The organism is Photobacterium sp. GB-50 (assembly GCF_003026755.1).
In the GTDB taxonomy this organism is placed as follows: Bacteria; Pseudomonadota; Gammaproteobacteria; order Enterobacterales; family Vibrionaceae; genus Photobacterium.
The window spans coordinates 39,442-62,739 of record NZ_PYNX01000010.1 but is presented as its reverse complement, the minus strand read 5'-3'; the positions used below and the strand labels follow the sequence as shown (position 1 = coordinate 62,739).

Here is a 23,298-nt window from a genome sequence, read left to right as displayed (position 1 = left end):
CGACTATTCATCGCACTACGTTTGCTCACAATTCTAATGAGCGAAATTTTTCACGCAGATGATTACGGATCCCAATTGCGGTTAAATTCAAACTTACAATCACCGTCACTAATAAAAATGACGTCGCATAAACCAAGGGCCTTGCCGCTTCAACATTTGGACTTTGGAACGCAACATCATAAATATGATACCCCAAATGCATAAACTTACGATCAAGGTGAACAAAAGGAAAATGAACATCAACGGGTAATGTTGGTGCCATTTTTACGACCCCAACTAACATCAACGGCGCCACTTCACCCGCCGCCCTTGCGACCGCTAAAATCAACCCCGTCATAATGGCAGGGCTTGCCATAGGAAGCACGATACGCCATAAGGTTTCCGCTTGAGTTGCACCTAGTGCCAAAGAGCCATTTCGCACTGAACTCGGTATTCGCGATAAACCTTCTTCTGTTGAAACAATAACAACCGGTAATGTCATGATCGCCAATGTTAATGCCGACCATAAAATCCCAGGGGTGCCAAATGTGGGTGTTGGCAATTGAGCAGAGAAAAAGACATCATCAATTGTCCCCCCTACCATGTACACAAAAAAGCCTAACCCAAACACCCCATAAACAATAGACGGTACACCCGCAAGGTTAATCACCGCAATACGTATGATCCTTGTAAAGTTATTATTCCCTGCATATTCATGAAGATAAATTGCTGCTAATACGCCTAATGGCGTCACCATGACACTCATTAGCAACACCATAAATACTGTACCAAAGATTGCCGGAAATACACCGCCTTCGGTATTAGCTTCACGGGGCGCTTCGGTTAAAAATTTATAAACCTGTTTCCCCCAATGCTGAAACTTTTCAATGAAGGTTAATTTATTGGGGTACCACATATCTAGTACTTGAGACATCGATAAGGTGATCGTTTTACCTTGGCTATCTCGAAGTAATAAACTGGCACTATCTAGTTGAGACTGTAATGAAAACAAACGATTTTCAATGTTTTTATAAATCGTTTTATAGTTCAGTTCCTCACGTTCAATCCGTGCTTTTTCGTCAGACGTTAATTTATCTTTTAAAGCTAATTGACGCTTTTCTAAACGTAGCTTTTCTAAATGCCAATTCGTATCTGCAATTTCGATCTGTTGTAGTTTCTTTAATTCAGTTCTAATTGCAGAAGCTTCACTTAACGCGATAGGTAAATAGTCCATGCTATTACGCACACCATTTGCCATAATTGCGATAGGATAGCCATAAAACTTACCATTCGTTTCTCGATCGACAACAGCAATGTTTTTCGCTATTTCTTGATGTTTTATTTGGCTTTTTAATACCGTAAAAAAGTCGGTCCCCACTCGTTCACGATTACCGATCTTAATGAGATAACGCATCTCAACCGGACCTGGCATATGAGATACATCAACCCCAGCTTCACGCAATTGTTGCAACGGGATCGCCTTACTGTCATATAACTCACCAATCACGGTTTGGTGTTTACCTGCAATATCAATATCGAATTGATAAACAGGTGAAGGCCAAAAGTAGCTTAAGCCTTTATAACCAATAAGTAATAATAATCCTAAAACAGCAACAAGGCTTAGGCTAACCGCACCCGCAGTTACCCAAATCCAAGGAGAGCCAGATTTAAACCATTTAATCATGATCACCTCCCTCTCTTATAGTGAACTGTATTTTTCACGTAAACGTTGCCTCACAACCTCAGCGATTGTATTGAATACAAAGGTAAAGACGAACAATACAAACGCCGCTAAAAACAATACGCGATAATGCGAACTTGCCACTTCAGACTCAGGCATTTCAATTGCAATGGTTGCAGCCAATGTTCTTAAGCCCTGTAATAAATTCCAATCCATGACAGGGGTATTCCCCGTCGCCATCAGTACAATCATCGTTTCTCCAACAGCTCGACCTAGCCCCATCATTACCGCAGAAAAAATACCTGGGCTTGCTGTTAGCAAAACCACCTTGGTTAAGGTTTGCCATTGAGTCGCACCTAATGCCAAAGAGCCTTTCGTTAAATGGCTAGGGACAGAGAACACTGCATCTTCTGCAATCGTAAAAATAGTGGGGATCACCGCAAATCCCATTGCAATACCAACAATTAACGCATTACGTTGATCGTAACCAATACCATAATGATGAGATAAATAACTTTGTAAATCGCTGCCAAATAGCCACTGAGACAACCAAGGACTAACAGCAAAACAGCCATAACCTATCAAGACGATCATCGGGATCAAAATAGCGATGTGAAAACCATGAGGGATACGTGAACGCCATTGTCCAGGTAACATTGACCAAATCAAACCAATTACAATCATGCTTATCGGTAATGTAATAAAGCTTAATGCAACCCCAGTCAGATTCTGATCAACGATAGGTGCAAGCCAAATTCCAGCTAAAAAACCTAAGATCACCGTCGGTAAAGCTTCCATTAATTCAATCGTTGGCTTGATTAATCGACGCACTTTAGAGGACATAAAGTAAGCGGTATAAATCGCCCCCGCCAGTGCCAACGGTATAGCAAATAACATCGAAAAAAACGCAGCTTTCAATGTGCCGAAAATAATCGGTACCAAGCTTAATTTGGGTTCAAACTCGTCACTTGCTGACGTTGATTGCCAAACATAATCAGGCTCAGGATATCCCTCGTACCACACTTCTTGCCACAGTGAGGAAATACCAATATCCGGATGGGAATTATTCACTTTATAGGTTTGCCACTTACCATTATCTAGCGTGAGCAACATATTCGCTTTTGGTGATATAGCGATATCTTGAGGGACAGTCTCAAATACCTGATCTTGATAAATCACATCGCGCTCAGAGGTATAATAAGCCGATACTCGACCATCTTGTTGAATAACAAAAAAGCCTTTGCGGTAATACTCAGGGACGATTTTCACAATAGGGCTAGAAGAAAAAAGGAAATCTCGCACCTTCACTAATTGACGTTTCCCCTCTTTGACCACTTCAAACCATTGGGTGATCGTATTATTAGAGTTTGTTACTAATAAGGAATTCGCCCCTGATAATAAATTAATCCGCTCAGGCGTTACTGTTTTATCATTAGAGAGTTTCGTTGTTTGTCTCAATACCGCGTGCTGATGTTGAAGAGAATAAGTAAAGAGTGTTTTACCACTTAAAACATAAAGTGTTTTACCGTCAGGCGTTAATACAAGCTGCTCAACACTCGCAGGTACATCATCAATATTAAATTGAAATTGCTGCCATGTTTTATCATCTGCTGCGCTCATTTCTGAATGAGAGAACCTAACCACAGAGAGTTTATCTTGGTTAGTATAAGCGGCTAAAATAATAGTGTTATCACGCCCTGATATGGCTAATTTATCAATAATATCTTGTTTGGCAACGATAGATAACGACGCTTTTCCAACAGGGTAATCAATAACCGGAAATAGCTGCTTTTTGTTTTGATCAAACGTGAAATTAAAATCCGCTTTCACTATTTTTACTTGGCCACCTGCCAATGCATAGGCGACCAATCCATCCCGCGGCAAACTGGTTGCAACGGCAGTAGGATCATTAACGAGTGTCTGTTGTTTAATCACCTGTCCTGATGCTGGCGGTGGTGATAGTCGGATAAAATCTACCTGACCTTCCGTGGTAAAACGATAAGCTAAGGTATTACTATCATCAATGCCTACTCGCGCAGTGTGCCCCGGCAAGGTCAATGAGAACTGGGAGGTTGGTTTAACCGAAACAGAAGAGAAAATCGGAACAATAACGTAGAGTAAATAGAAAAAAATCAGTACCAAGGTTACAAGTACAAAAATACCGCCAGCCGTCACACCTAAACGCGCTAACTTATCTTTCATTCGACGAAGATGATTTTCTCCCATTAAAAACGAACTGGCGTGTGCCATTATTACCTCAAACCTATTTATACGGACTAAAGTGTATTTCTATTACATGACACTTTTATTACAGGTGATATTACTCAAAATTACATAGTGCACAAATTTATAAATCAGAACTGAAAGAGAATGTCATTAACAATCAATAAATCATGACAACTTACGCATTTACTCATTTATGTCCATTTCAACCATAGACAGCATAAATGGTTATTAGGATAATTATTGATAAGTATCAATAAGTTTGTTGCTAATTGTCACGGCATCAACAACCATTACAAATAAGGAGAGCTGTAATGAAACAACTCATAATTACTGTTATAGGTAAAGATAAAACGGGACTGGTAGAGCAACTTTCAGACACGGTATATAACAACCATGCGAATTGGCTAAAAAGTTCATTAACTCAGCTAAGCGGCCAATTTGCAGGGATTGTTCAAGTTGAAGTTTCCCCTCAACACATTCAACAACTTAGCGATGCATTATCGCAAATTTCGGGGTTGCAGATCCACATTGTAGAAGCACAAATCAAAGCTTCCTCACAACAGCAAATGCAGAAATTAACCGTTACAGGTAATGATCGGTTAGGGATTGTTAAAGACGTCACTACCCATCTGCATCAACTAGGCATAAACATCTACAAGCTCAAAACGAAAACGGAAAGCGCACCTAACTGGGGATACCCGATTTTTACCGCGCAATTTCAACTCGAGCTGCCAACCGATCTCAGCATGGATACCGTACAAGAACAATTAGAATTATTAGCCGATGATTTAACCATAGATATTGAACAATAATTTAAATATCTGGCTGATAAAACAATCACTCAAATTTACATCTCACTGTAACGCTAATACCTTATATTTGCCACAAACAGCTTAGTTTTATAATGCAAAGTAACAAGGACGAACACCGCGCATGACTACCGAAAATCTATATATTGAAAAAGAGCTAAGTTGGCTCTCTTTTAACGAACGAGTATTACAAGAAGCAGCAGACAAGTCTGTTCCTCTCATTGAACGAGTACGATTTCTCGGTATTTTTTCCAGCAATACAGATGAGTTCTACAAAGTCCGCTTTGCTGATGTGAAGCGCCAAATTTTAATTCACGAAGCACAAGGTGGCAGTGATCAAGCCAAAAAATTATTGAGCAAGATCCAAAGTCGAGTACTAAAGCTAAATCAAGATTTTGATACGCTATACAATGAAATATTGTTAGAAATGGCGCGTCGTCATATCTTTTTAGTCAATGAATTACAGTTAGAAGACAGCCAGAAAGCATGGTTGAAACATTATTTCCAACACACCATTTTGCCCCATGTTACCCCGATTTTACTTACTGACGATGTCGACATACTGCAAGTCCTCAAGGATGAATACTCCTATCTTGCTGTCGCTATGACCAAAAACCATGAAACCCATTATGCGTTAATAGAGATCCCAACTGATCAACTGCCCCGTTTTGTTCAATTACCCAAAACCAAAGGGAAACGTCATAAAACCCTTATCTTGCTTGATAATATTATTCGACTTTGTATCGATGATTTATTCAACGGCTTTTTTGAATATGACGAACTTGCCGTATTTGCGATGAAAATGACCCGCGATGCAGAATACGATCTCAGCCAAGAAGTTGAACACAGCTTGCTAGAACAAATGTCAGAAGGGTTAAATCAACGCCTAACTGCGATGCCTGTACGTTTTGTATATCAACGTGATATGCCGGGTGATATGATCAATGTGTTATGCGATAAACTCCAAGTATCAAGCTATGACAGTGTGATCCCCGGTGGCCGTTATCACAATTTTAAAGACTTTATTGGTTTCCCTAATGTCGGTAGAAGCTATTTAGAGAACAAAGATCTTCCGCCAATTAAAAGCTATCAATTTACATCGGCTCGTAATGCCTTTGATGCCATCAAAGCGCAAGATATTTTATTGTATTACCCATACCACACCTTTAGTCATATAACTGAGTTGGTACGACAAGCCTCTTACGATCCCAAAGTCCGTAGCATTAAAATCAATATTTATCGTGTTGCTAAAAACTCACGCATTATTGAATCAATGATTGATGCTGCCAACAACGGTAAGAGTGTAACTGTCGTTGTCGAACTGCAAGCACGCTTTGATGAAGAAGCCAATATTGAATGGGCAAGGCGTCTCACTGAGGCTGGAGTAAACGTTATTTTTGGTGTGCCAGGGTTAAAAATCCACTCCAAACTTTGCCTAATCACCCGTAAAGAATCAGGCGAGCTGGTTCGATATGCGCATATCGGTACGGGTAACTTTAATGAAAAAACCGCTCGAATTTATACCGACTTTTCACTCCTAACCTGTGAAAAAGCCATTACCGATGAAGTAAAACAAGTCTTTGCTTATATCGCAAACCCATATCGCCCCGTTAAATTTAACCATTTAATCGTATCCCCGCGTAACTCTCGCTCTCGATTGTATGAACTCATTGATAGAGAAATAGCTCATGCTAAGCAAAAGTTACCATCAGGTATTACACTTAAGGTCAATAACCTCGTCGATAGAGGTTTGATTAATATGCTATATCAAGCCAGTAATAGCGGCGTGAAAATCAAATTAATTGTTCGAGGTATGTGTTCATTAATTCCCGGGATTAAGGGGATCAGCGACAACATTACCGCGATCAGTATTATCGACAGATTTCTAGAGCATCCTCGCGTCGCGGTATTTGAAAATAATGGTGATACTGAGGTTTATATTTCATCAGCTGATTGGATGAGCCGGAATATTGATAATCGTATTGAAGTCGGGTGCCCTATTAATTCACCGGTGTTAAAACAACGTATTATCGATATTCTTAATATCCAACTTTGCGATACTGTCAAAGCACGTATTATCGATGAAGGCATGCATAACCATTATGTACCGCGTGGTAATAGACGAAAAATTCGCTCACAAACGGCCATTTATGATTATCTGAAACACAGCGAGAAAAAACTGAAAAAGCACGCTGAAAAAACAGAGAAATAAAATGACAAAAACTAATTCTTCGCCACAACCTCGCGAAATAGCAGCTATCGATATCGGTTCAAATAGCTTTCATATGGTTGTGGCTCGCATTGTTGGTCAAAGCCTTCAAATTGTCAGCCGTCATAAACAAAGAGTCCACCTTGCATCTGGGCTTGATAAACATTTAAACCTTGATCAAGCCGCCATGAATCGCGGCTTAAGCTGCCTTGCAATGTTTGCCGAAAGACTGCAAGGCTTTAAACCTGAAAATGTCCGTATCGCGGCAACGTACACATTACGTCAGGCGCAAAATGCCCATATTTTTCTCCAACGAGCTGAGCGTATTTTACCCTTCCCCATCGAGATCATTCCCGGAACAGAAGAAGCCCGCTTAATTTATCTTGGCGTTGCACATACCCAACCCGATAAAGGTAAAAAACTGGTGATCGATATCGGTGGCGGTAGCACTGAATTAGTCATTGGTGAAGAATTTGATACCCATATTTTATATAGCAAGCATATGGGGTGTGTAAGCTACAACAAACTCTTTTTTTCTAATGGAAAACTCAGCCGTAAAAATATTGCGGCGGCCCAACTTGCAGCACGCCAGAAGCTTGAAAGTATCGCCAGTAAATATACCGATATTGGATGGGATAAAACCTTGGGCTCATCTGGCACCATTAAAGCTATCCGTGAAGTATTAATCGCTCAAGGTCATAGCGATGGCGTGATCACATCATCTCGTTTAAACCGATTACTTGATCAAATTAGCACCTTTAAACATCAAGATGATCTCGAACTTCCGGGCTTAACCGATGAGAGAAAGCCTGTTTTTGCCGCTGGAGTAGCGATCTTAAGTGCTGTGTTTGAAGCACTTGATATTGATGATATGCATTTTTCCAGTGGCGCATTACGCGAGGGGTTACTGTATGAAATGGAACAACGATTCCGTCACAGTGATATCCGTATTCGTACTGCTGATGCAATGGCAAAACAATACAATATCGACACCACACAAGCGAAACGTGTTCAAACAACTGCGATTAATATTTACGACCAAATAGATACTCAACCGGGCATGAACAAAAATGAATTATCGACCTTGCTATCATGGGGTGCGTTACTTCATGAAGTTGGGCTAAATATAAGCTATCCCGGATTTCATCGCCATAGTGCTTACTTACTTCGATATAGCACTATGCCAGGATTCAATATCGAACAACAAACGGTACTTTCAACCTTAGTACGCTATCAACGTAAAACATTAAAACTGACAGAAATGCCCGAGTTGACCATCTATAAACGTAAACATCTTTACCCGTTAATTCGTACCTTGCGTATTGCCGTGGTGTTAAATGGGCAGCGCAGTGATGAACCATTACCACATATAAAAGTGAATGCCGATAAAGAGCACTGGCAATTAACCTTACCTAAGGGTTGGACAACACAAAATAAATTACTCGCAGCAGATATGCGAACGGAACAAGAATATTGGCATAAAGCGGGATGGATGCTAGAAGTTAATGAATTGAGTGACTCATAGTTATACCTAACAGCTAAAACAACAACGCCAGCGAAATGCTGGCGTTGTCAATTAACCATTTCTACTTAGCTTATTAGGCAGTAAACATCATCTACAGTTACAGCCCAAGCGCAGCCATATTTTGTTCAACAACCTTTACGGGTAACGGAATATAACCGTCTTTTTGAACAATTTTCTGGCCGTCACTCGATAGAATAAACCGCAAAAATTCCCCTTCCATCGGTGCTAACGGCTTGTTCGGGTGTTTATTAACATAAATATATAAAAAGCGGGATAATGGGTAATGACCACTGACTGAATTCTCAATCGTCGCTTCAACATAATCATCTCCTTCACGCGCCACAGGTATCGCTTTAATCCCTGTCGTTTTATAGCCTATCCCGGAATAACCAATCGCATTTAATGAAGTTGATACCGATTGTACAACCGATGCCGATCCCGGTTGCTCATTAACATTGTTACGAAAATCCCCTCGACATAGCGCATGTTTTTTAAAATAGCCATAGGTCCCTGAAACTGAATTTCGTCCATAGATCTGAATACCACGATCTTTCCAGCTACCCGGCAAGCCTAGCTGTCCCCATTTGGTAATAGGTTTTAATGCACCACAACGTAAGGTTTGTGAATAAATCGCATCTAACTGCTCAAAGTTAATCCCCTTTAATGGATTATCTTCATGCACAAACACCGCAAGCGCATCAACGGCAACTTTAATCGCAGTCGGTTTATAACCATACTCTTGCTCAAATGCTTCAATTTCTTTGTTTTTCATTGCTCGGCTCATCGGGCCAAGTTGCGCTGTCGCTTCAATTAATGCAGTTGGTGCTGTTGATGAGCCTGCGGTTTGAATTTGAATATTAATATTTGGATAGCGACGTTTAAATTCTTCCGCCCAATAAGTCATTAAGTTCGCCAAGGTATCTGAACCAACTGACGACAAGTTACCCGAAATGCCGCTCACTTTCTGATAAGGCAATAAGCTTGGCTCTACTGCTTTAACGCTTGATGTTTCTATACTGGATGTTTCAGTTTCAGCCTGAGCGCTACCTGCCAGTAATAACAACAATACCCCAACAAAAGATTTCAATCGCTTATCTATATATTTCATCTCTTTAATCACTTCTAAATATCATCGGCTAATTCAGCCGCTGGAGTGTTATCTGCAATTAATCGAGACGGTAATGTAAATGCAAAAGTACTGCCTTTTCCAAGCTCACTTTCAATTTCTAAATGGGAATCATGGTGGCTCAAAGCATGTTTAACAATCGCCAGTCCTAAACCACTACCGCCCGTTTCACGAGAGCGGGCTTTATCCACACGATAGAAACGCTCTGTTAAGCGATGAATATGCTGAGCTTCAATGCCCTCACCGCTATCTGTTACTTCTAATCTTGCGCCGTTAGGCGAGCGATACCAACGAACCGTAATATCAGCATCACTTGGAGTATGTTTAACCGCGTTATAAACCAAATTAGAAATTGCACTACGTAGCTGATCATCATCACCTAAGACACTTAAGCTCTGATCAATCTCAAAATTAAAGTGCTGATTTTTATCCCCACTGAGTGAGATCGCTTCTTTTTCTAAAATATCTAACATCGCTGGAACATCCACCACTTCCTCTAACTCAATGGTTGGAGCGGCTTCAATTTTTGACAAGGTTAATAGCTGCTCAACTAGCGCATTCATTCGTGCTAATTGCTCCGTCATCACACCATGTGCACGATCCCACATTGGTCCTGATAACATATCAGGATCTGACGACATTTCGAGATAACCTTGCAGCACCGTCATTGGCGTGCGCAATTCGTGAGAAACGTTTGCAAAGAAATTACGACGCATGCCTTCAAGCTGCTTAAGCTGAGATACATCACGTACCGCCATCAAATACTCACCTTCGGTATAACGCATGATCCGCAGCTCTAAGGTGCGGTCATAGTTCATAGGTGAAGTGATTTCTAATGGCGTATCAAAAGATTGTCTTGCCAGATAACGGACAAAATCAGGGCTTCTTAATAAGTTACTGATAGGTTGACCCGCATCATCAGGCCAACGCAAGCCCAATAATTGCTGCGCTAATTTATTACACCAAACGATATTGCCTTCACTACGGAATACAACAACCGCATCGGGCAATGATTCAGCACCATTACGGAAACGACGAATTAAGGTAGTGAGTTCTTTACGGCGACGACGATTACGTTGTTGTAAACGATACATGCCATTAAATAGCGGCTCCCAACTACCAGAGCCAGAAGGAGGAGTAAGGCTACGATCTTTCCATAACCAATCTGACATTTTCAATTGATTGTGGAAATGCCAAATCAGTTGAATCCAAGTTGCGACGAGTAAAAACCACGGTAAATAACCGAAAATCATACCAAGGATGATCCACGGTAGATAAAACAGAATTAACTCCCATACCAATTTTTTCCATGACAATCTTTCGACCATGCTTTACTCCTTGTAACGGAGTTATGGTATGGATCCGTTACATTAAATTTCTTTACTCGTACAAACAACACAACCTCCAACCTTATCGAACTGCGATAATGGGTGAAGGCTCGTATTTTTCTTTATATAGCTAACCCGCATGTGGGTTGTGAATCACTACTATGGGCGAGTTGAGAAGCGATAACCTGCTCCACGTACCGTTTGCACCATCTTATCGTGTCCGCCTGATTCTAACGCTTTACGTAAACGACGAATGTGAACATCAACAGTACGATCTTCAACATAAACGTTAGTGCCCCAAACATTATTAAGTAGCTGTTCACGACTATAAACGCGCTCTTGGTGCGTCATAAAGAAGTGCAGCATTTTAAACTCTGTTGGGCCCATCTCTAATGGTTCATCATCCGATGTTACACGGTGCGATACAGGATCTAATTTCAGCCCTTGCACATCAATTACATCATCTAATGCTGTTGGTGACACACGACGCATAACCGCTTTTAAGCGTGCCATTAACTCTTTTGGAGAGAATGGTTTAGTGATGTAATCATCCGCACCTACTTCAAGACCACGAACTTTATCTTCTTCCTCACCACGTGCTGTTAACATTACAACAGGGATTTGGCGTGTAAGTTCATCGCGCTTAAGGTGTTTGATCAGGTTAATACCTGAACCACCGGGTAACATCCAGTCCATGAGAATAAGCTCAGGATAAGGTTCGCACATTTTTTCTAGTGCTGTGTCATAGTCCTCAGCTTCGATCGCTTGATAGCCCTTTTGCTCCAACACGAAACATAGCATTTCACGAATTGGAGCTTCATCTTCTACCACAAGAATCCGTCTTACCATAATCAAATATACCTAGTCGTTTGCTTCATCTGACATGCGCCATTATGTGTTCTTAATATTACACTTTTGTGACTTGTTGTAATAAAAGTATAAACCAAGTTGAATATGTGTCATTTAAACACTCTCATAATTTATAAAATAATGAGATAAATATTAAATAATTACAATGGGTTAATGCGTATTTATATTAACCTTTTATGGCAATATGACTACGCCCCCCCCCTTGTGCTTCAACCGCCACTTGCACCCCGATACGTTCAACTAAAGTACCTACATGAGAGATAACACCAATTTGTCGACCATCCGCTTGAAGTGCATCAAGGCAGGCTAATGCCATTTCTAAACTATCAGGATCTAGGGTGCCAAATCCTTCATCAATAAACAGAGAGCCGAGTTGGCGCGTATCTGCCGCCAGTGAGGCTAAGGCTAAAGCCAAAGACAACGACACTAAGAAACTCTCTCCCCCCGAAAGCGATTCCACACTACGTACTTCATCACCCATATCATGATCGATAACCTGCAACGCCAATGGGCTGCCCGGTACTGGTTGTAACGCATAACGTGGCGCAAGATCTTGCAAGTGATGGTTGGCATTAATCACTAACTGTTGCAGTGTTAATCCTTGAGCCAAGGTACGGAATTTATTACCCGTAGCCGATCCGATTAAATCGCTCATTTCTATCCATAGCTCGGTTTGCGTTTGCTGGGTCGCTAATGCTGAGCGAAGATCGCCAGCTTGTTTTTCCGCTTGTTCGCCTAAATCTAAACGCTGACGTAATTGGAAGACTTGATCATCAAGTTGCGATTTTTCCGTCTGCCATTGGTTAAACAATTGCTGTTGAGTTGAGGCGTCATCACCAATGTCATGTTCACTAAACCACTGCTTGGCTAATTCAACCGTCGGCTGATAATCAACCTGTGCTTGCTGTCTTTCTTTAACAATAGTTTCGCCTTGCGACACCGCTTGCTCTAGCTGTTTTAGCTCACTGCGCTCTTGCTGTAACCATGCCTCATCGTGACTTAATAACGCCGTTAATTCAGCTTCTGTTAACGCAAGCTTTTCCAACCATGCTTGCCACACTTGTTGTAGATTCTGTTGTGCTGTTTCAGATTCTGCTAATTGTTGGGTCGCGTTCTGCTGTTTGGTTAACTCTGCGGCAATCACTTCTGCCAATTGGTTTAATTGTGTTTGTCGCTGTTGGCATTGTTGCTGCTGTGCGTCAACATCAGCTTTGGCTGAGCGTTCAATCGTATCGAGTGGCTGATCGCCAATCAGTTCCAACCGTTGTTGCCAACAAACCTGTTGCTCTTTCGCAAGACGGGCTAATTTGGCCGTTAACTCATCGGCTTGTTGCTCACCATGCTGAACGCTATTGGTTAATGTTGCGAGCACTGGCGCAAGCTCTGTCAGTTGTTTTTCAAGCAGTAATTGTTGCTCAACATTGGTTTGATATTGCTGAACTTGGTACTCTAAATCGGCAATAAAATCCGCTTTACCTTGCTGAGCTAATGCATTTATCCATGCGTCATTACCATAGATTGTCATTAACGCCTGCTGTCTTTCAGCTATCACGTTTTGCACATTATTAGCTTGTGCTGTAAACGCATTACATTGTTCTTGAGCTTGAGTTTGCTGCTGAGTTAGCAGATAGCCTTGCTCTTTCAGATCCGCTTCTTGCTTAGTTAATTGCTGTAATTGAAGCAGCTGTTGCTTGACTTCTTCAATCAGCACTTTGCGCTGCTCACCCTGAACTTTAATCTGCTGCATTTGCGATTTAGCATCATCGACTGCTTGTGACCAATGTGCTTGATAATGAGAAAGCTGAGCTACATCGCTATCAGTCGATAAGGTAATTTCAGTCAAAGTAATGGCATTTAGATCCGTTGCCATAAGATCGGTCCAATGGCATTGCTGCTGGTTAACTAACGTCTGAATCGTATTATTAAAACCTGCAATTTCTTGCTCAATATCAGTGTGACGTTGCTTATCTTGCAAGACAGATTGAGTTAGCTGGCGCTGCTCGGCATTAGCATCTTGTAATTGCTGGGCTAATTGCTGTAATCGCTGTTGTTGTTGGCTAATAATGCTTTCAACTTGCGGATTGTGCTGCTGATAAGGATGATTTTCGGAACCACACAGTGGGCAAGCTTCACCTTCAACAAGTTGCTCGCGATAGTCAGTTAAGCTCATGACAGCACGGCTTTGGTTTAGCTGAAGCTCTACTTCTTTATGTTGCGCATCTAATTGTAATAACTCAGGGCTTAATGCTGCTAAACGTTGCTCACTGCTAGCAATATTCGTCACTAAACCTTGCTGCTGAAGCTGAGATTTATCGCGCTGTTGAAGCAAACCATGCCATTTATCTAGGCCAAATAAACTCTCTTTTAGTTTGCTACTGAATTGCTGATACGCAGCATAATGTTGGCGTTCTTGATCTTGTAATTGCTCTAATGCAGTGAGATCGTGCGCTGCGGTTTGCTGCGTTAATTGTAGCTTTTGCTGATCCAATGCAGAAAGCTGTTTATCAAATTGGATCTGCTGCTGCGCCACGCTCGCTAACGTTGTTTCACGCTGTTTTATGTCAGTTTGAAGCTGTGCAATTTGGCTTTGCGCTTGTTGATACTGGCTGATGTTATCTTTAATCGCATTTTGCTGCTCCGCTAAGGCTTTTACCCCTTGCGTTTGAGACAATGCCGCAGTCACTTGTTGTTGTTGTAACTGGGCGGCGTGTTGCTGTTGTTGCTTACTCGCAAGTTGCTCACGCTGGGTCGTGAGGTCTTTATTTAAGCCAGCTAATTGCTGCTGTAATTCTGCGCTTTGTTGCTGTAAAGCATCACGCTTTTGCTCAATACTTGCCGCTTGTTTTAGTTTTGGCTCAAGATCGGTTAACAGCTGTTGTTTTTGCGCTAATTGCTGCTGGCTTTGCTCTACATGCGTTTGTAATTGCCCTTGTTGCTGCTGCTTAGCCGTTAATTCAGCGGTGGCTAATTGCAATGATTGCTGCCACTTGCTCACTTGTTGCTGTGCTTGGGTTAATAGCGTGAAATCACCGCGAGCAGGCAGTGCTTGCTCATATTTGGTCAGTTGCAGATAACGCGGCGCGGCTAATTGTTGGTCTTGCTTGGCTTGTACTAACTGCTGCTCACTTTCACCAATACGCTGCGTCAGTTTTTCAGCATTCACCAACACATCTTGATGCTGTTTTAGTTGCTCTAACTTTTGTTGCTGGCTATTTACTTGTTCACGAGCACTGACCAATTGAGTATTTAATGCTTCGCGCTCTTCGTCAGTTAACAGTGCGATATCACCTAACTTACCTTGAAGTTGCGTCAGTTTGAGCTTTTCATCTTTGGCACGTTCATGAGCCGCAATGGATAATCGACCGTAAATTTCACCGCCCGTCATACGCTCTAACAGTGCTGCACGTTCATCAGCCCCTGCTTTTAGAAATGCCGCGAATTCGCCTTGTGGCAACATCACAGCACGACGAAACTGATCGAAGCTCAAGCCAATCAGCTTTTCAATTTCTGCTTGTAGTTCTTGTTTTTTACCCGCGAAACGCTGCCCTGTTTCAATGTTTTCTAACCATTGTTCAGCGGCTTGAATTTTGCCTTCTGCACGACCACGCGCACGACGAACATGCCAATGCGAACGCCAATGTGAACCATCATTGGCAATAAAATCGACTTCGGCAAAACCTTCACCTTTACCGCGCGATAAAATACTACGCACATCATTGGCTTTGATGCGGTTATCTTCATCATCACGACCGATTTCAGCATCGTTCTTTTTGTTTGATTGCAAACGCGGAATACGATCAAACAACGCCAAACAAATCGCATCGAGCAAGGTTGATTTACCTGCCCCTGTTTTACCTGTGATCGCAAACAAGCCAGCATCGCCTAATCTGCCACCCGCAAAATCAATCTCAAATTTGGTTTGTAAACTCGCTAAATTTTCACCACGAAGCGCAAGGATTTTCATTGTTATTATCTCTCTTATTCTTGTTCTTCAACTTGGGTTAATAGGGTTTCAAACGCTTCAGCCATTGCTTCGGTTGGCTCACCATCGAATTTCTTATTCCAACTTAATGCGAACACTTGTTGTGGCGACACCTCTGATAATCGACGGTGTTGCAAGCTATCTTGTTGCTCGCGTTGGCTGTAATGAGGCGTAATTTTGGCAAGGCGAACAGATTTGCCTTCTAATGCTTGCAGCACTTTTTCACGCAAGAGGGCTTGTGGTTTATCAAGCAACACATGCACTTCTAAAAAGGGTTGTTGCTCACGTGGCAATTCATCGTCAGGTAAGGCTTTTAATGCGGCTAACACTTCATCTAACGGCGCGGGTTTTGTTGGCACTTTAAGCATATCGACACAGCGAGGAATACTGATCTCTTCAATCACTTTAACGTCACTACCATCAAACTCTACTGCTAAAATTTGGTGGTTATAATTACGCTCTGACATCGATAGTGGAATCGGCGATCCGCTATAACGTACATGCTCTTTCTTCGCCACTTTTTGGGCTAAATGCAAATGTCCAAGCGCGACATAACCCATGTCATCAGCAAAAATTGAGGCTGGTAGCGCATGTTGATTACCGCCAAGTACACGGCGTTCTGACATTTCAGATAATTGCCCTGATGCCATATACGCGTGTCCCATGCCGATCATCGCTTGTTCTGGCGCAAGTAATTCACGGGCGGCTTGGGTCATATCGCTATATAGCACTTCTACCCCTTTAATTAAGCGGTCTTCGTTTTCATCAAGGTTATCGGTACGTAAATCGGCACTGCGCAAAAACGGCACAGCTAATACATACGCGGCAGTTTGTTTATCTTTATTAGTGATAGGCACCAGCATACGCTTAACATCTAAGGTGCCATCTTCTAAGCGATGGATACCGCCAACCATATGCAAATCAAAGGCTTTTAATAGTTCATGAGGCGCATCAAGCTTGCTTGGTGAATCATGGTTACCGCCAATCATCACTACATCTAAATTCGGTAGGGTTTTCGACACTTTTGCCAGAAAGCGATACAACATGCGCCATGCGCTGGCTGGCGGATTGGCAGTATCGAAAATATCACCAGCAACTAATAAGGCATCCGCTTGCTGAGCTTCAAGTTCATCGGCTAACCAATCTAAGAACGCTTGATGTTCATAGTCGCGGTTATAACCGTGGAGTTGATGCCCTAAGTGCCAGTCAGAGGTATGGATGATTTTCATAATATAATGCGCAACCTAGCCAGAAATAATCTGCTGATTGTACCGTGAGATCTGCCAAACCACATCTGCTATTTCACTGCCTTACACAGCTATCACGGAATTTAATTTTTGATAAATAAGTCAGGGAGTTAGTTTTGGAGAATGATGTAGTTTAAAGTGTTAAAAATTAAAAAAAATTAAAAAACTTTTAGTGTTGTTTTAGTTGAAACTAATTATAATTTATTTCTTTAATGTTTATCGTGCTTTTATTACTACGAGCACTTTCTAGAGCTCTGCTTGTAACGCCTTGATTTAGATAAATACATCTAAATACTTTATATATTATTCAACAATTCGGACACCTTAATGAAAACATCTTTAGTAATAACAACTTATAACTCTAAATTATATTTAAAGGCTGTTCTTAATAGCGTCTGCATGCAAAATATTTTACCAGATGAGGTAGTTATTGCTGATGATGGTTCATCAGACGGTACAGCCGAAATGTTGAGCAGTTTAAAAGATACTTTTCCTGTTCCATTAATTCATGCTTATCAAGAAGATGAAGGTTTTCGAGCTTCTAGAGCCAGGAATTTAGCCGTAAAAGCGGCCTCCGGCGATTTTATTGTAATGATCGATGGAGATATGTTCTTAACTCAAAACTTTATTCAATCACATATTAATAACGCTAAAAAAGGTACTTTAACTCAAGGCCCTAGAGTTAAGATGAGAAAAGAATTAAGTCTTCGTGTTATGAATGGATATGAATTTCCAAACTTATTATCTTGGGGGATTAAAGGGTTAAGGTATAGAAAAAATGCTATCAACTCATCGTTCTTAACTAAGGCCCTTATATCTATAAGAAATGATATTAAAAATATAAGAAGCTGTAATTTTGCTTTTTGGAAACAAGACTATATAGCTATCAATGGTTTTGATAACGATTTTATTGGATGGGGAAGAGAAGATAGTGATTTTGCGCAACGCCTAGTTAATAACGGAATAAAAATACAGCATATTCGTTGTGGGTGTATTGGCTACCATCTTTGGCATGAAGGTAACTCCCAAGATAATTTAGGCGTAAACCATGAACTGTTATTAGATACAATTAAAAATAAAAAAATACGCTGTGATAATGGTATTGATCAACTTTAGATATGTTGAATAAAAATTTATTAAATATTACTAACTTTGGCACATTTTAATGACTCTAAAAGGTCGCTTCGGCGGCCATTGTTATACTGGACGTTACCGTTAAGTATAGTGTGTACATTAAGGAAACCAGTAGTAGTTGATTCTATTTCTGCCTATGATGAAAAGGGCTCATTTATATCTTGAGCTCTAAAGTCAACTTTTCTTTGTAATGTGTGCTTTATTGTTTCTGTCACCTTCGTATTTTCAATCAGGTCCTGCTTTAGTTCTTCAGCCTCTTCTCTAAACGCAAGAAGTTTACCTTTTTATTCAAATAAACTTTCACATAGAAAATGAGTTAAAACCGTCCTTCTCCAAGCAAAAATCACCGTTTCTCGTTTCAACAGCCCACGCAACATAGTTAACAGCATTATCAATGCCTCAATGACAGATATCCATCGCGAAGAAAAAACGATTTCTGTCTGTAGTGCTGCCGATAACATTAACTATGAACTGGAATACAATTATTTAATTATCGCCATTGATGCGATAAGTAATGACTTAATACATCCGCTTGCTGAGCTTCAAGTTCATCGGCTAACCAATCTAAGAACGCTTGATGTTCATAGTCGCGGTTATAACCGTGAAGTTGATGCCCTAAGTGCCAGTCAGAGGTATGGATAATTTTCATAATATAATGCGCAACCTAGCCAGAAATAATCTGCTGATTGCACCGTGAGATCTGCCAAACCACATCTGCTATTTCACTGCCTTACACAGCTATCACGGAATTTTATTTTTGATAAATAAGTCAGGGAGTTAGTTTGGGGAAATAAGGTATGTTTTTAGGTGAGTTAAAATGAAAAAGACCGCTATGAAGCGATCTTTTAAATGTATATTTAACAGTGGCTCTATTTATACGTACAAAAAATCGTCAAAAGATGATTATTCATCCTGCGTTAGGCTGTTTTTAATACTTCACATAATTTATTAAGCAGTAAGGCTCTTTCCCTGAAATCCACAAAATAGTTATTAATGAGTAGTACAACACCATTTCCAGTATCTGGATCGATCATAACGCGTGACAGAATGCCAGGCCCACCACCATCATGTCCCCAAAATGTACCGTATCGTGCCGTTTTAAATTGGAACCATCCAAGTCCAAGATTGCTACCTGTTGTAAGATCATTACGCTGAACATGAAAAATACTATCGATGGTTTCTTTTTTGAGTAATGCCGTTTTAGCTTTATTCTGTGAAAGGAAGGATTGCATAAAAGTGGTTAATGCCAAAGTGGAAGATCCTAGTAATCCGGCTGCATTGAAAGGTGAAAAATAACTACAATCATCAATAGGATAATAGTTTTTATTGCCATCAGAAGGGATGACCCTTTGACTTAAGTAACCGCGATCTTTCATGCTTTTGGTATATACGCCCATAATTGGAGCTCGAGGACTGTTTTTCGCTTCGTAAGGAGTAATGAGTTTTTGTTGATCTAAATCGGCTTTCTGCCAACCGATATCTTTGATTCCTAGGGGAGAAAATATATATTTATATGTATATTCTTCAAAGGATAAATTAGTTACTTTTTCAATTAGATAAGCAGCAACTAAAGCATTCAAATTTGAATAACCTGAGATCACACCAATAGGATCTGGTGTAACTTGCGTGAAATCACCAGGCTGGTAAAGGTCAAAAACCAAATCTGAGCTGTAATGAGCACCATCCGGAGAAATATTAGATGTAATCCATGCATTCAGATCATCAGGGTAATCTTTACAGAAAAAATCTGCCATGCTGTCCGGGTCTGATGTCATTCTTCGCGAAGACAAGGATGATGTGTGAGTTAACAATTGATATGGCGTGATCGGGGTCTCAGGAAAGTGGGGATTTCGCATGGTGAATCCCAAATAATAGCTAACATCACCATCTAGCTTTATTTTACCTTTTTCCACTAATTGCATCACGGCAGTCCAAGTGACCAACTTACTGACAGAGCCTAAAGTCGGCCATATGCTTTCAAACGTTGCCGGTTTTTTACTTTCTAGATTTTGATAACCAGAACTCTTTTCCCAGACTAACTCACCATTTTTAATTAGAGCAGCACTGATGCTGGCTGCTGGTAGATCAGTTATTGCATTTTCCAGTAAATCTTCTAACGCTTTTTCTGGTGTTTGCTTTTTAGTAAGAGCCCAAGCTCCGATTACACCAACTAATCCTCCGATTCCAACACCTTTTAATAACCTTCTTCTCGAAATCTTATTCATTTTTACTCCATCCCTAAAGTAATAAAGCTCTTGATACTAAATAATCATGAGCGAACAATGCCACAATTGATCTTGATTTATTAGATAACACTTAAGGACGGGTATGTTTAAACTATTAAATTAAAATTGGATGCATTTAACATATGGAGTCTTTCATGTATTACATAATCCTAATTCACATTACAAACCATCCTTTTACTCTCAAAAACGACCTATTTACTTCTAGTTGCCCACGTTACTATTAAGTAAAGAATGTGAACCACTAGCATAATTCCTCTTTTATATCAGCTCTGTTTTGCATCACTCAAAAATTGAATCTCGCTTCATTTCCCATAAATTCAACCACCTATACCCCATTCCGAGCCTAATTCATACCACCAATACATTTATTACACATGAGTAATAATCAATTACCAAATACTGCAATTGTTTTGTTTTTTGAAAGAATTAATATAGCCACATCGAAACGCACAAGACGTTCACAAAAATTCAAAACAAAAGGTTTTATTACTCATGAAAACAGTTATTAAAGCAACAATCGCAGCCGCTATTATCGCAACATCTTTTACTGCTGCAGCAAAAGACGGTAACTTCACTGGCAACATTAACGTTAAGCAATCAAAAACTAATGCAGTTAATATTGGCCACTACCAAAAACAAGGCACTGCTGAACGCTCTCACTCTGGCTTAGTATTTTCACAGCACAAAGCTGCATTAAACTTTTCTGAAAAACTACTTTCAGCAGCAGATAAGTAAGTATTACCCATAAAAGAACACTACTCTTTCTTTTATTATTACTGTTTAACTATTGTTCTTTCTATTTACCATTAATTACTAACTTAAAAGGTAATTATTGTACTTTTTGTTACGCCCTACAAAAGGCTGAATCCGCTATTTCAGCCTTATTATAAAAAATAAGGTCAATCCAATGACAACATTAACCGAAAAGCCAGGCATCACTCTGATTAAATCAGGTACTTTTAAGCTAAATGATTTAAGCAAACTGTTAGAAGTTGAAGGCTTAAAAAGTGATATGGCTGAAGTTGCTGTTACCAATAACAGCGCGCCATTGACGATTGGTCATTTCACTATGTCTCCAGGCGTAGAGTTTGAATACTTTTACGATTCAGTAGAGTACAAAGTGGTTACTAAAGGTAAGATCGTCATGCGTGATACAGACGGCAATAAATACGTTGCTGAAGTGGGCGACGTTATCCTGTTCTCACCTGATGTTACTGTTATCTTCGATGCAGAAAGTGACGGTGAAGCTATCTACACCGCGCACCGCCAAGCTGCAGAAGATTTCGCGCCTGCTAAATAATTTCATTGCCAAATGAATCCTCTAAAGCCTTGAGTTTTGCTCAAGGCTTTTTTCTGTTTGTAAATCCCCCCCCTCCTTACTTTATTTCATTAACGCATCCGATAATGGCAGAATTCTTTAATAACAAATGTCCACACAATCAGAAAATCCCATCTAGACTCTATAGTAATTTTGAACCCTATCATTTCGCCTTTCTAACTCTCGACCTTAACGGTCTTTTTTATTTTGTCGATGCGGCGACAGTGATAATTATCCCATTATGAACGAACTCATAATCATTATATGAGGACTGACTATGTCACGAATTATTATTGTCGGTGGGGGTGCTGCTGGCATTGAACTATCAACCCTATTAAAGAAAACAATAAGAAAAGAAGATGATGTCATCTTAGTTGAACCAGAAACGCATCACTTCTGGAAACCGCGTTTGCATGAAATCGCAGCGGGGACATTTGATAGCGATCTTGATACGGTTTGTTATTTCACTCATGGCGCGCGACATGGCTATCAGCATTATCAAGCCTCAATGACAGATATCCATCGCGAAGAAAAAACAATTTCTGTCTGTAGTGCTGCCGATAACATTAACTATGAGCTGGATTACGATTATTTAATTATCGCTATTGGCGCGGTAAGCAATGACTTTAATACCCCTGGCGCTAAAGACCATTGCATCTTTTTAGACTCAGCCAACCAAGCACGCCAAGCATGGCACCGAATGAGCTACATTTTACGTGCAGGAGAGCCCCGTACAGTTAATATTGTCGGCGCTGGTGCAACAGGGGTTGAACTGGCAGCAGAGCTTGAACGTGTGAGTAGAAAGCTACAACGTTATAACGGCACACCGTTAACGATTAATTTAATAGAAGCGGCAGATCGCGTATTACCAAATAGTCCTGAAAAAATGTCGCGTAAGGTGCAACAAGAGCTTGAGAAAAATAACATTAATGTTTTACTTCAAACTCGCATTAGCGAAGTGACTGAGAAAAGTATGATCACAAGCGATGATCGTACGCTTGATGCTGATGTTCAATTTTGGGCGGCTGGGATTAAGGCCCCTGATTGGCTAAATGGTATTGGCGGATTGGCTTATAACCGTATCAATCAAATTGAAGTCAATATGGATTTAACCACAACCGTCGATGACTGTATTTTCGCGCTCGGTGATTGCGCGGCTATTCCGCAACCCGATGGCAGTTTTGTTCCACCAAAAGCACAGGCGGCGAATCGAGCGGCAGAACATTTAGCCAAAAGTCTGGGTGGTTTTTTACATGGGAAACCACTCACTGACTTTATCTTTAAAGATGGCGGAATGGTGGTTGCGGTTGGGCATTACTTTGCGGTTGGCTCTTTTGCTCCTGGCTCTAAAATGGAAAGCCAATTTGTATTACATGGGCTACTTATTCGCCGCATCTACGATACAATTTTCCGTTTACACCAAAGAACCATCAGTAACATGTTTACGGTTTCTCGGTTAATGGTTGCTAAACGTATGAAAGCGATTTTCAAACCTAAAATATAACGGCTTTATTGTGAGAGCATAAATTTAATTTTACTCACAGTTCAGTAAGTTATTACACAATCTTAAGCTTCAATCACAAACGCCTCTTAGTAATTTTTAGTGGTTAGGTTAATA

Annotated in this window: 16 protein-coding genes; 7 read left to right on the top strand and 9 right to left on the bottom strand. The window is 40.6% G+C overall.

The window, feature by feature from the left end:
• Positions 1–25 precede the first annotated feature (25 nt).
• Both pstA and C9J41_RS13745 read right to left on the bottom strand, forming a co-directional pair.
• Positions 26–1,663: a phosphate ABC transporter permease PstA gene (gene pstA / locus C9J41_RS13750; protein ID WP_107205969.1), complete on the bottom strand. Its 1,638-nt coding sequence runs from the start codon at positions 1,661–1,663 to the stop codon at positions 26–28.
• A gap of 15 nt (positions 1,664–1,678) precedes the next feature.
• Positions 1,679–3,910, bottom strand: coding sequence for an ABC transporter permease subunit (locus tag C9J41_RS13745; protein WP_107294702.1), 2,232 nt, complete (start codon positions 3,908–3,910; stop codon positions 1,679–1,681).
• 287 nt (positions 3,911–4,197) lie between these two features.
• Between C9J41_RS13745 and C9J41_RS13740 the strand changes: the two genes are divergently transcribed.
• From C9J41_RS13740 to ppx, 3 genes are all read left to right on the top strand, one after another.
• Complete coding sequence (locus C9J41_RS13740; RefSeq protein WP_107205967.1) at positions 4,198–4,698, top strand: glycine cleavage system protein R; 501 nt, start codon at positions 4,198–4,200, stop codon at positions 4,696–4,698.
• A gap of 121 nt (positions 4,699–4,819) precedes the next feature.
• Positions 4,820–6,907, top strand: a complete 2,088-nt coding sequence (gene ppk1 / locus C9J41_RS13735; protein ID WP_107205966.1) for a polyphosphate kinase 1 — start codon at positions 4,820–4,822, stop codon at positions 6,905–6,907.
• A 1-nt stretch (position 6,908) separates the two neighbouring features.
• Positions 6,909–8,429 (top strand): exopolyphosphatase, encoded by a 1,521-nt coding sequence (gene ppx, locus C9J41_RS13730; RefSeq protein WP_107294701.1) that lies wholly within the window; start codon positions 6,909–6,911, stop codon positions 8,427–8,429.
• Positions 8,430–8,526: 97 nt separating this feature from the next.
• On the opposite strand, the gene C9J41_RS13725 is transcribed toward ppx, so the two are convergent.
• From C9J41_RS13725 to C9J41_RS13705, 5 genes are all read right to left on the bottom strand, one after another.
• Positions 8,527–9,537 (bottom strand): PstS family phosphate ABC transporter substrate-binding protein, encoded by a 1,011-nt coding sequence (locus tag C9J41_RS13725; RefSeq protein WP_107294714.1) that lies wholly within the window; start codon positions 9,535–9,537, stop codon positions 8,527–8,529.
• Between the two features lie 14 nt (positions 9,538–9,551).
• On the bottom strand, positions 9,552–10,883 hold the full coding sequence (gene phoR, locus C9J41_RS13720) for a phosphate regulon sensor histidine kinase PhoR (protein WP_107294700.1): 1,332 nt from the start codon (positions 10,881–10,883) through the stop codon (positions 9,552–9,554).
• A 159-nt stretch (positions 10,884–11,042) separates the two neighbouring features.
• A complete protein-coding gene (gene phoB, locus C9J41_RS13715) occupies positions 11,043–11,732 on the bottom strand; it encodes a phosphate regulon transcriptional regulator PhoB (protein WP_005369349.1) in 690 nt (229 codons plus the stop codon).
• Positions 11,733–11,919: 187 nt separating this feature from the next.
• A complete protein-coding gene (locus C9J41_RS13710; protein WP_107294699.1) occupies positions 11,920–15,717 on the bottom strand; it encodes an AAA family ATPase in 3,798 nt (1,265 codons plus the stop codon).
• Positions 15,718–15,731: 14 nt separating this feature from the next.
• On the bottom strand, positions 15,732–16,964 hold the full coding sequence (locus tag C9J41_RS13705) for an exonuclease SbcCD subunit D C-terminal domain-containing protein (protein ID WP_107294698.1): 1,233 nt from the start codon (positions 16,962–16,964) through the stop codon (positions 15,732–15,734).
• Positions 16,965–17,309: 345 nt separating this feature from the next.
• Between C9J41_RS13705 and C9J41_RS13700 the strand changes: the two genes are divergently transcribed.
• On the top strand, positions 17,310–18,098 hold the full coding sequence (locus C9J41_RS13700; protein ID WP_107294697.1) for a glycosyltransferase family 2 protein: 789 nt from the start codon (positions 17,310–17,312) through the stop codon (positions 18,096–18,098).
• Between the two features lie 508 nt (positions 18,099–18,606).
• Here the strand turns inward: C9J41_RS13700 and C9J41_RS13695 are convergent.
• Positions 18,607–18,765 carry a hypothetical protein gene (locus C9J41_RS13695; protein ID WP_369917555.1) on the bottom strand — a complete coding sequence of 53 codons (159 nt, stop codon included), beginning with the start codon at positions 18,763–18,765 and terminating at the stop codon, positions 18,607–18,609.
• Positions 18,766–19,033: 268 nt separating this feature from the next.
• The gene (locus C9J41_RS13690; protein ID WP_107294713.1) at positions 19,034–20,341 is read right to left on the bottom strand and encodes a serine hydrolase; all 1,308 of its coding nucleotides are present in this window, start codon (positions 20,339–20,341) and stop codon (positions 19,034–19,036) included.
• A 513-nt stretch (positions 20,342–20,854) separates the two neighbouring features.
• On the opposite strand from C9J41_RS13690, the gene C9J41_RS13685 reads away from it, so the two are divergent.
• The 3 genes from C9J41_RS13685 to C9J41_RS13675 all read left to right on the top strand — a co-directional run bounded on the left by C9J41_RS13685 (position 20,855) and on the right by C9J41_RS13675 (position 23,184).
• Positions 20,855–21,097, top strand: a complete 243-nt coding sequence (locus tag C9J41_RS13685; protein ID WP_107205957.1) for a hypothetical protein — start codon at positions 20,855–20,857, stop codon at positions 21,095–21,097.
• Between the two features lie 172 nt (positions 21,098–21,269).
• On the top strand, positions 21,270–21,662 hold the full coding sequence (locus C9J41_RS13680) for a hypothetical protein (protein ID WP_005369367.1): 393 nt from the start codon (positions 21,270–21,272) through the stop codon (positions 21,660–21,662).
• A 295-nt stretch (positions 21,663–21,957) separates the two neighbouring features.
• Positions 21,958–23,184, top strand: coding sequence for an NAD(P)/FAD-dependent oxidoreductase (locus C9J41_RS13675; RefSeq protein ID WP_107287723.1), 1,227 nt, complete (start codon positions 21,958–21,960; stop codon positions 23,182–23,184).
• Positions 23,185–23,298 lie beyond the last annotated feature (114 nt).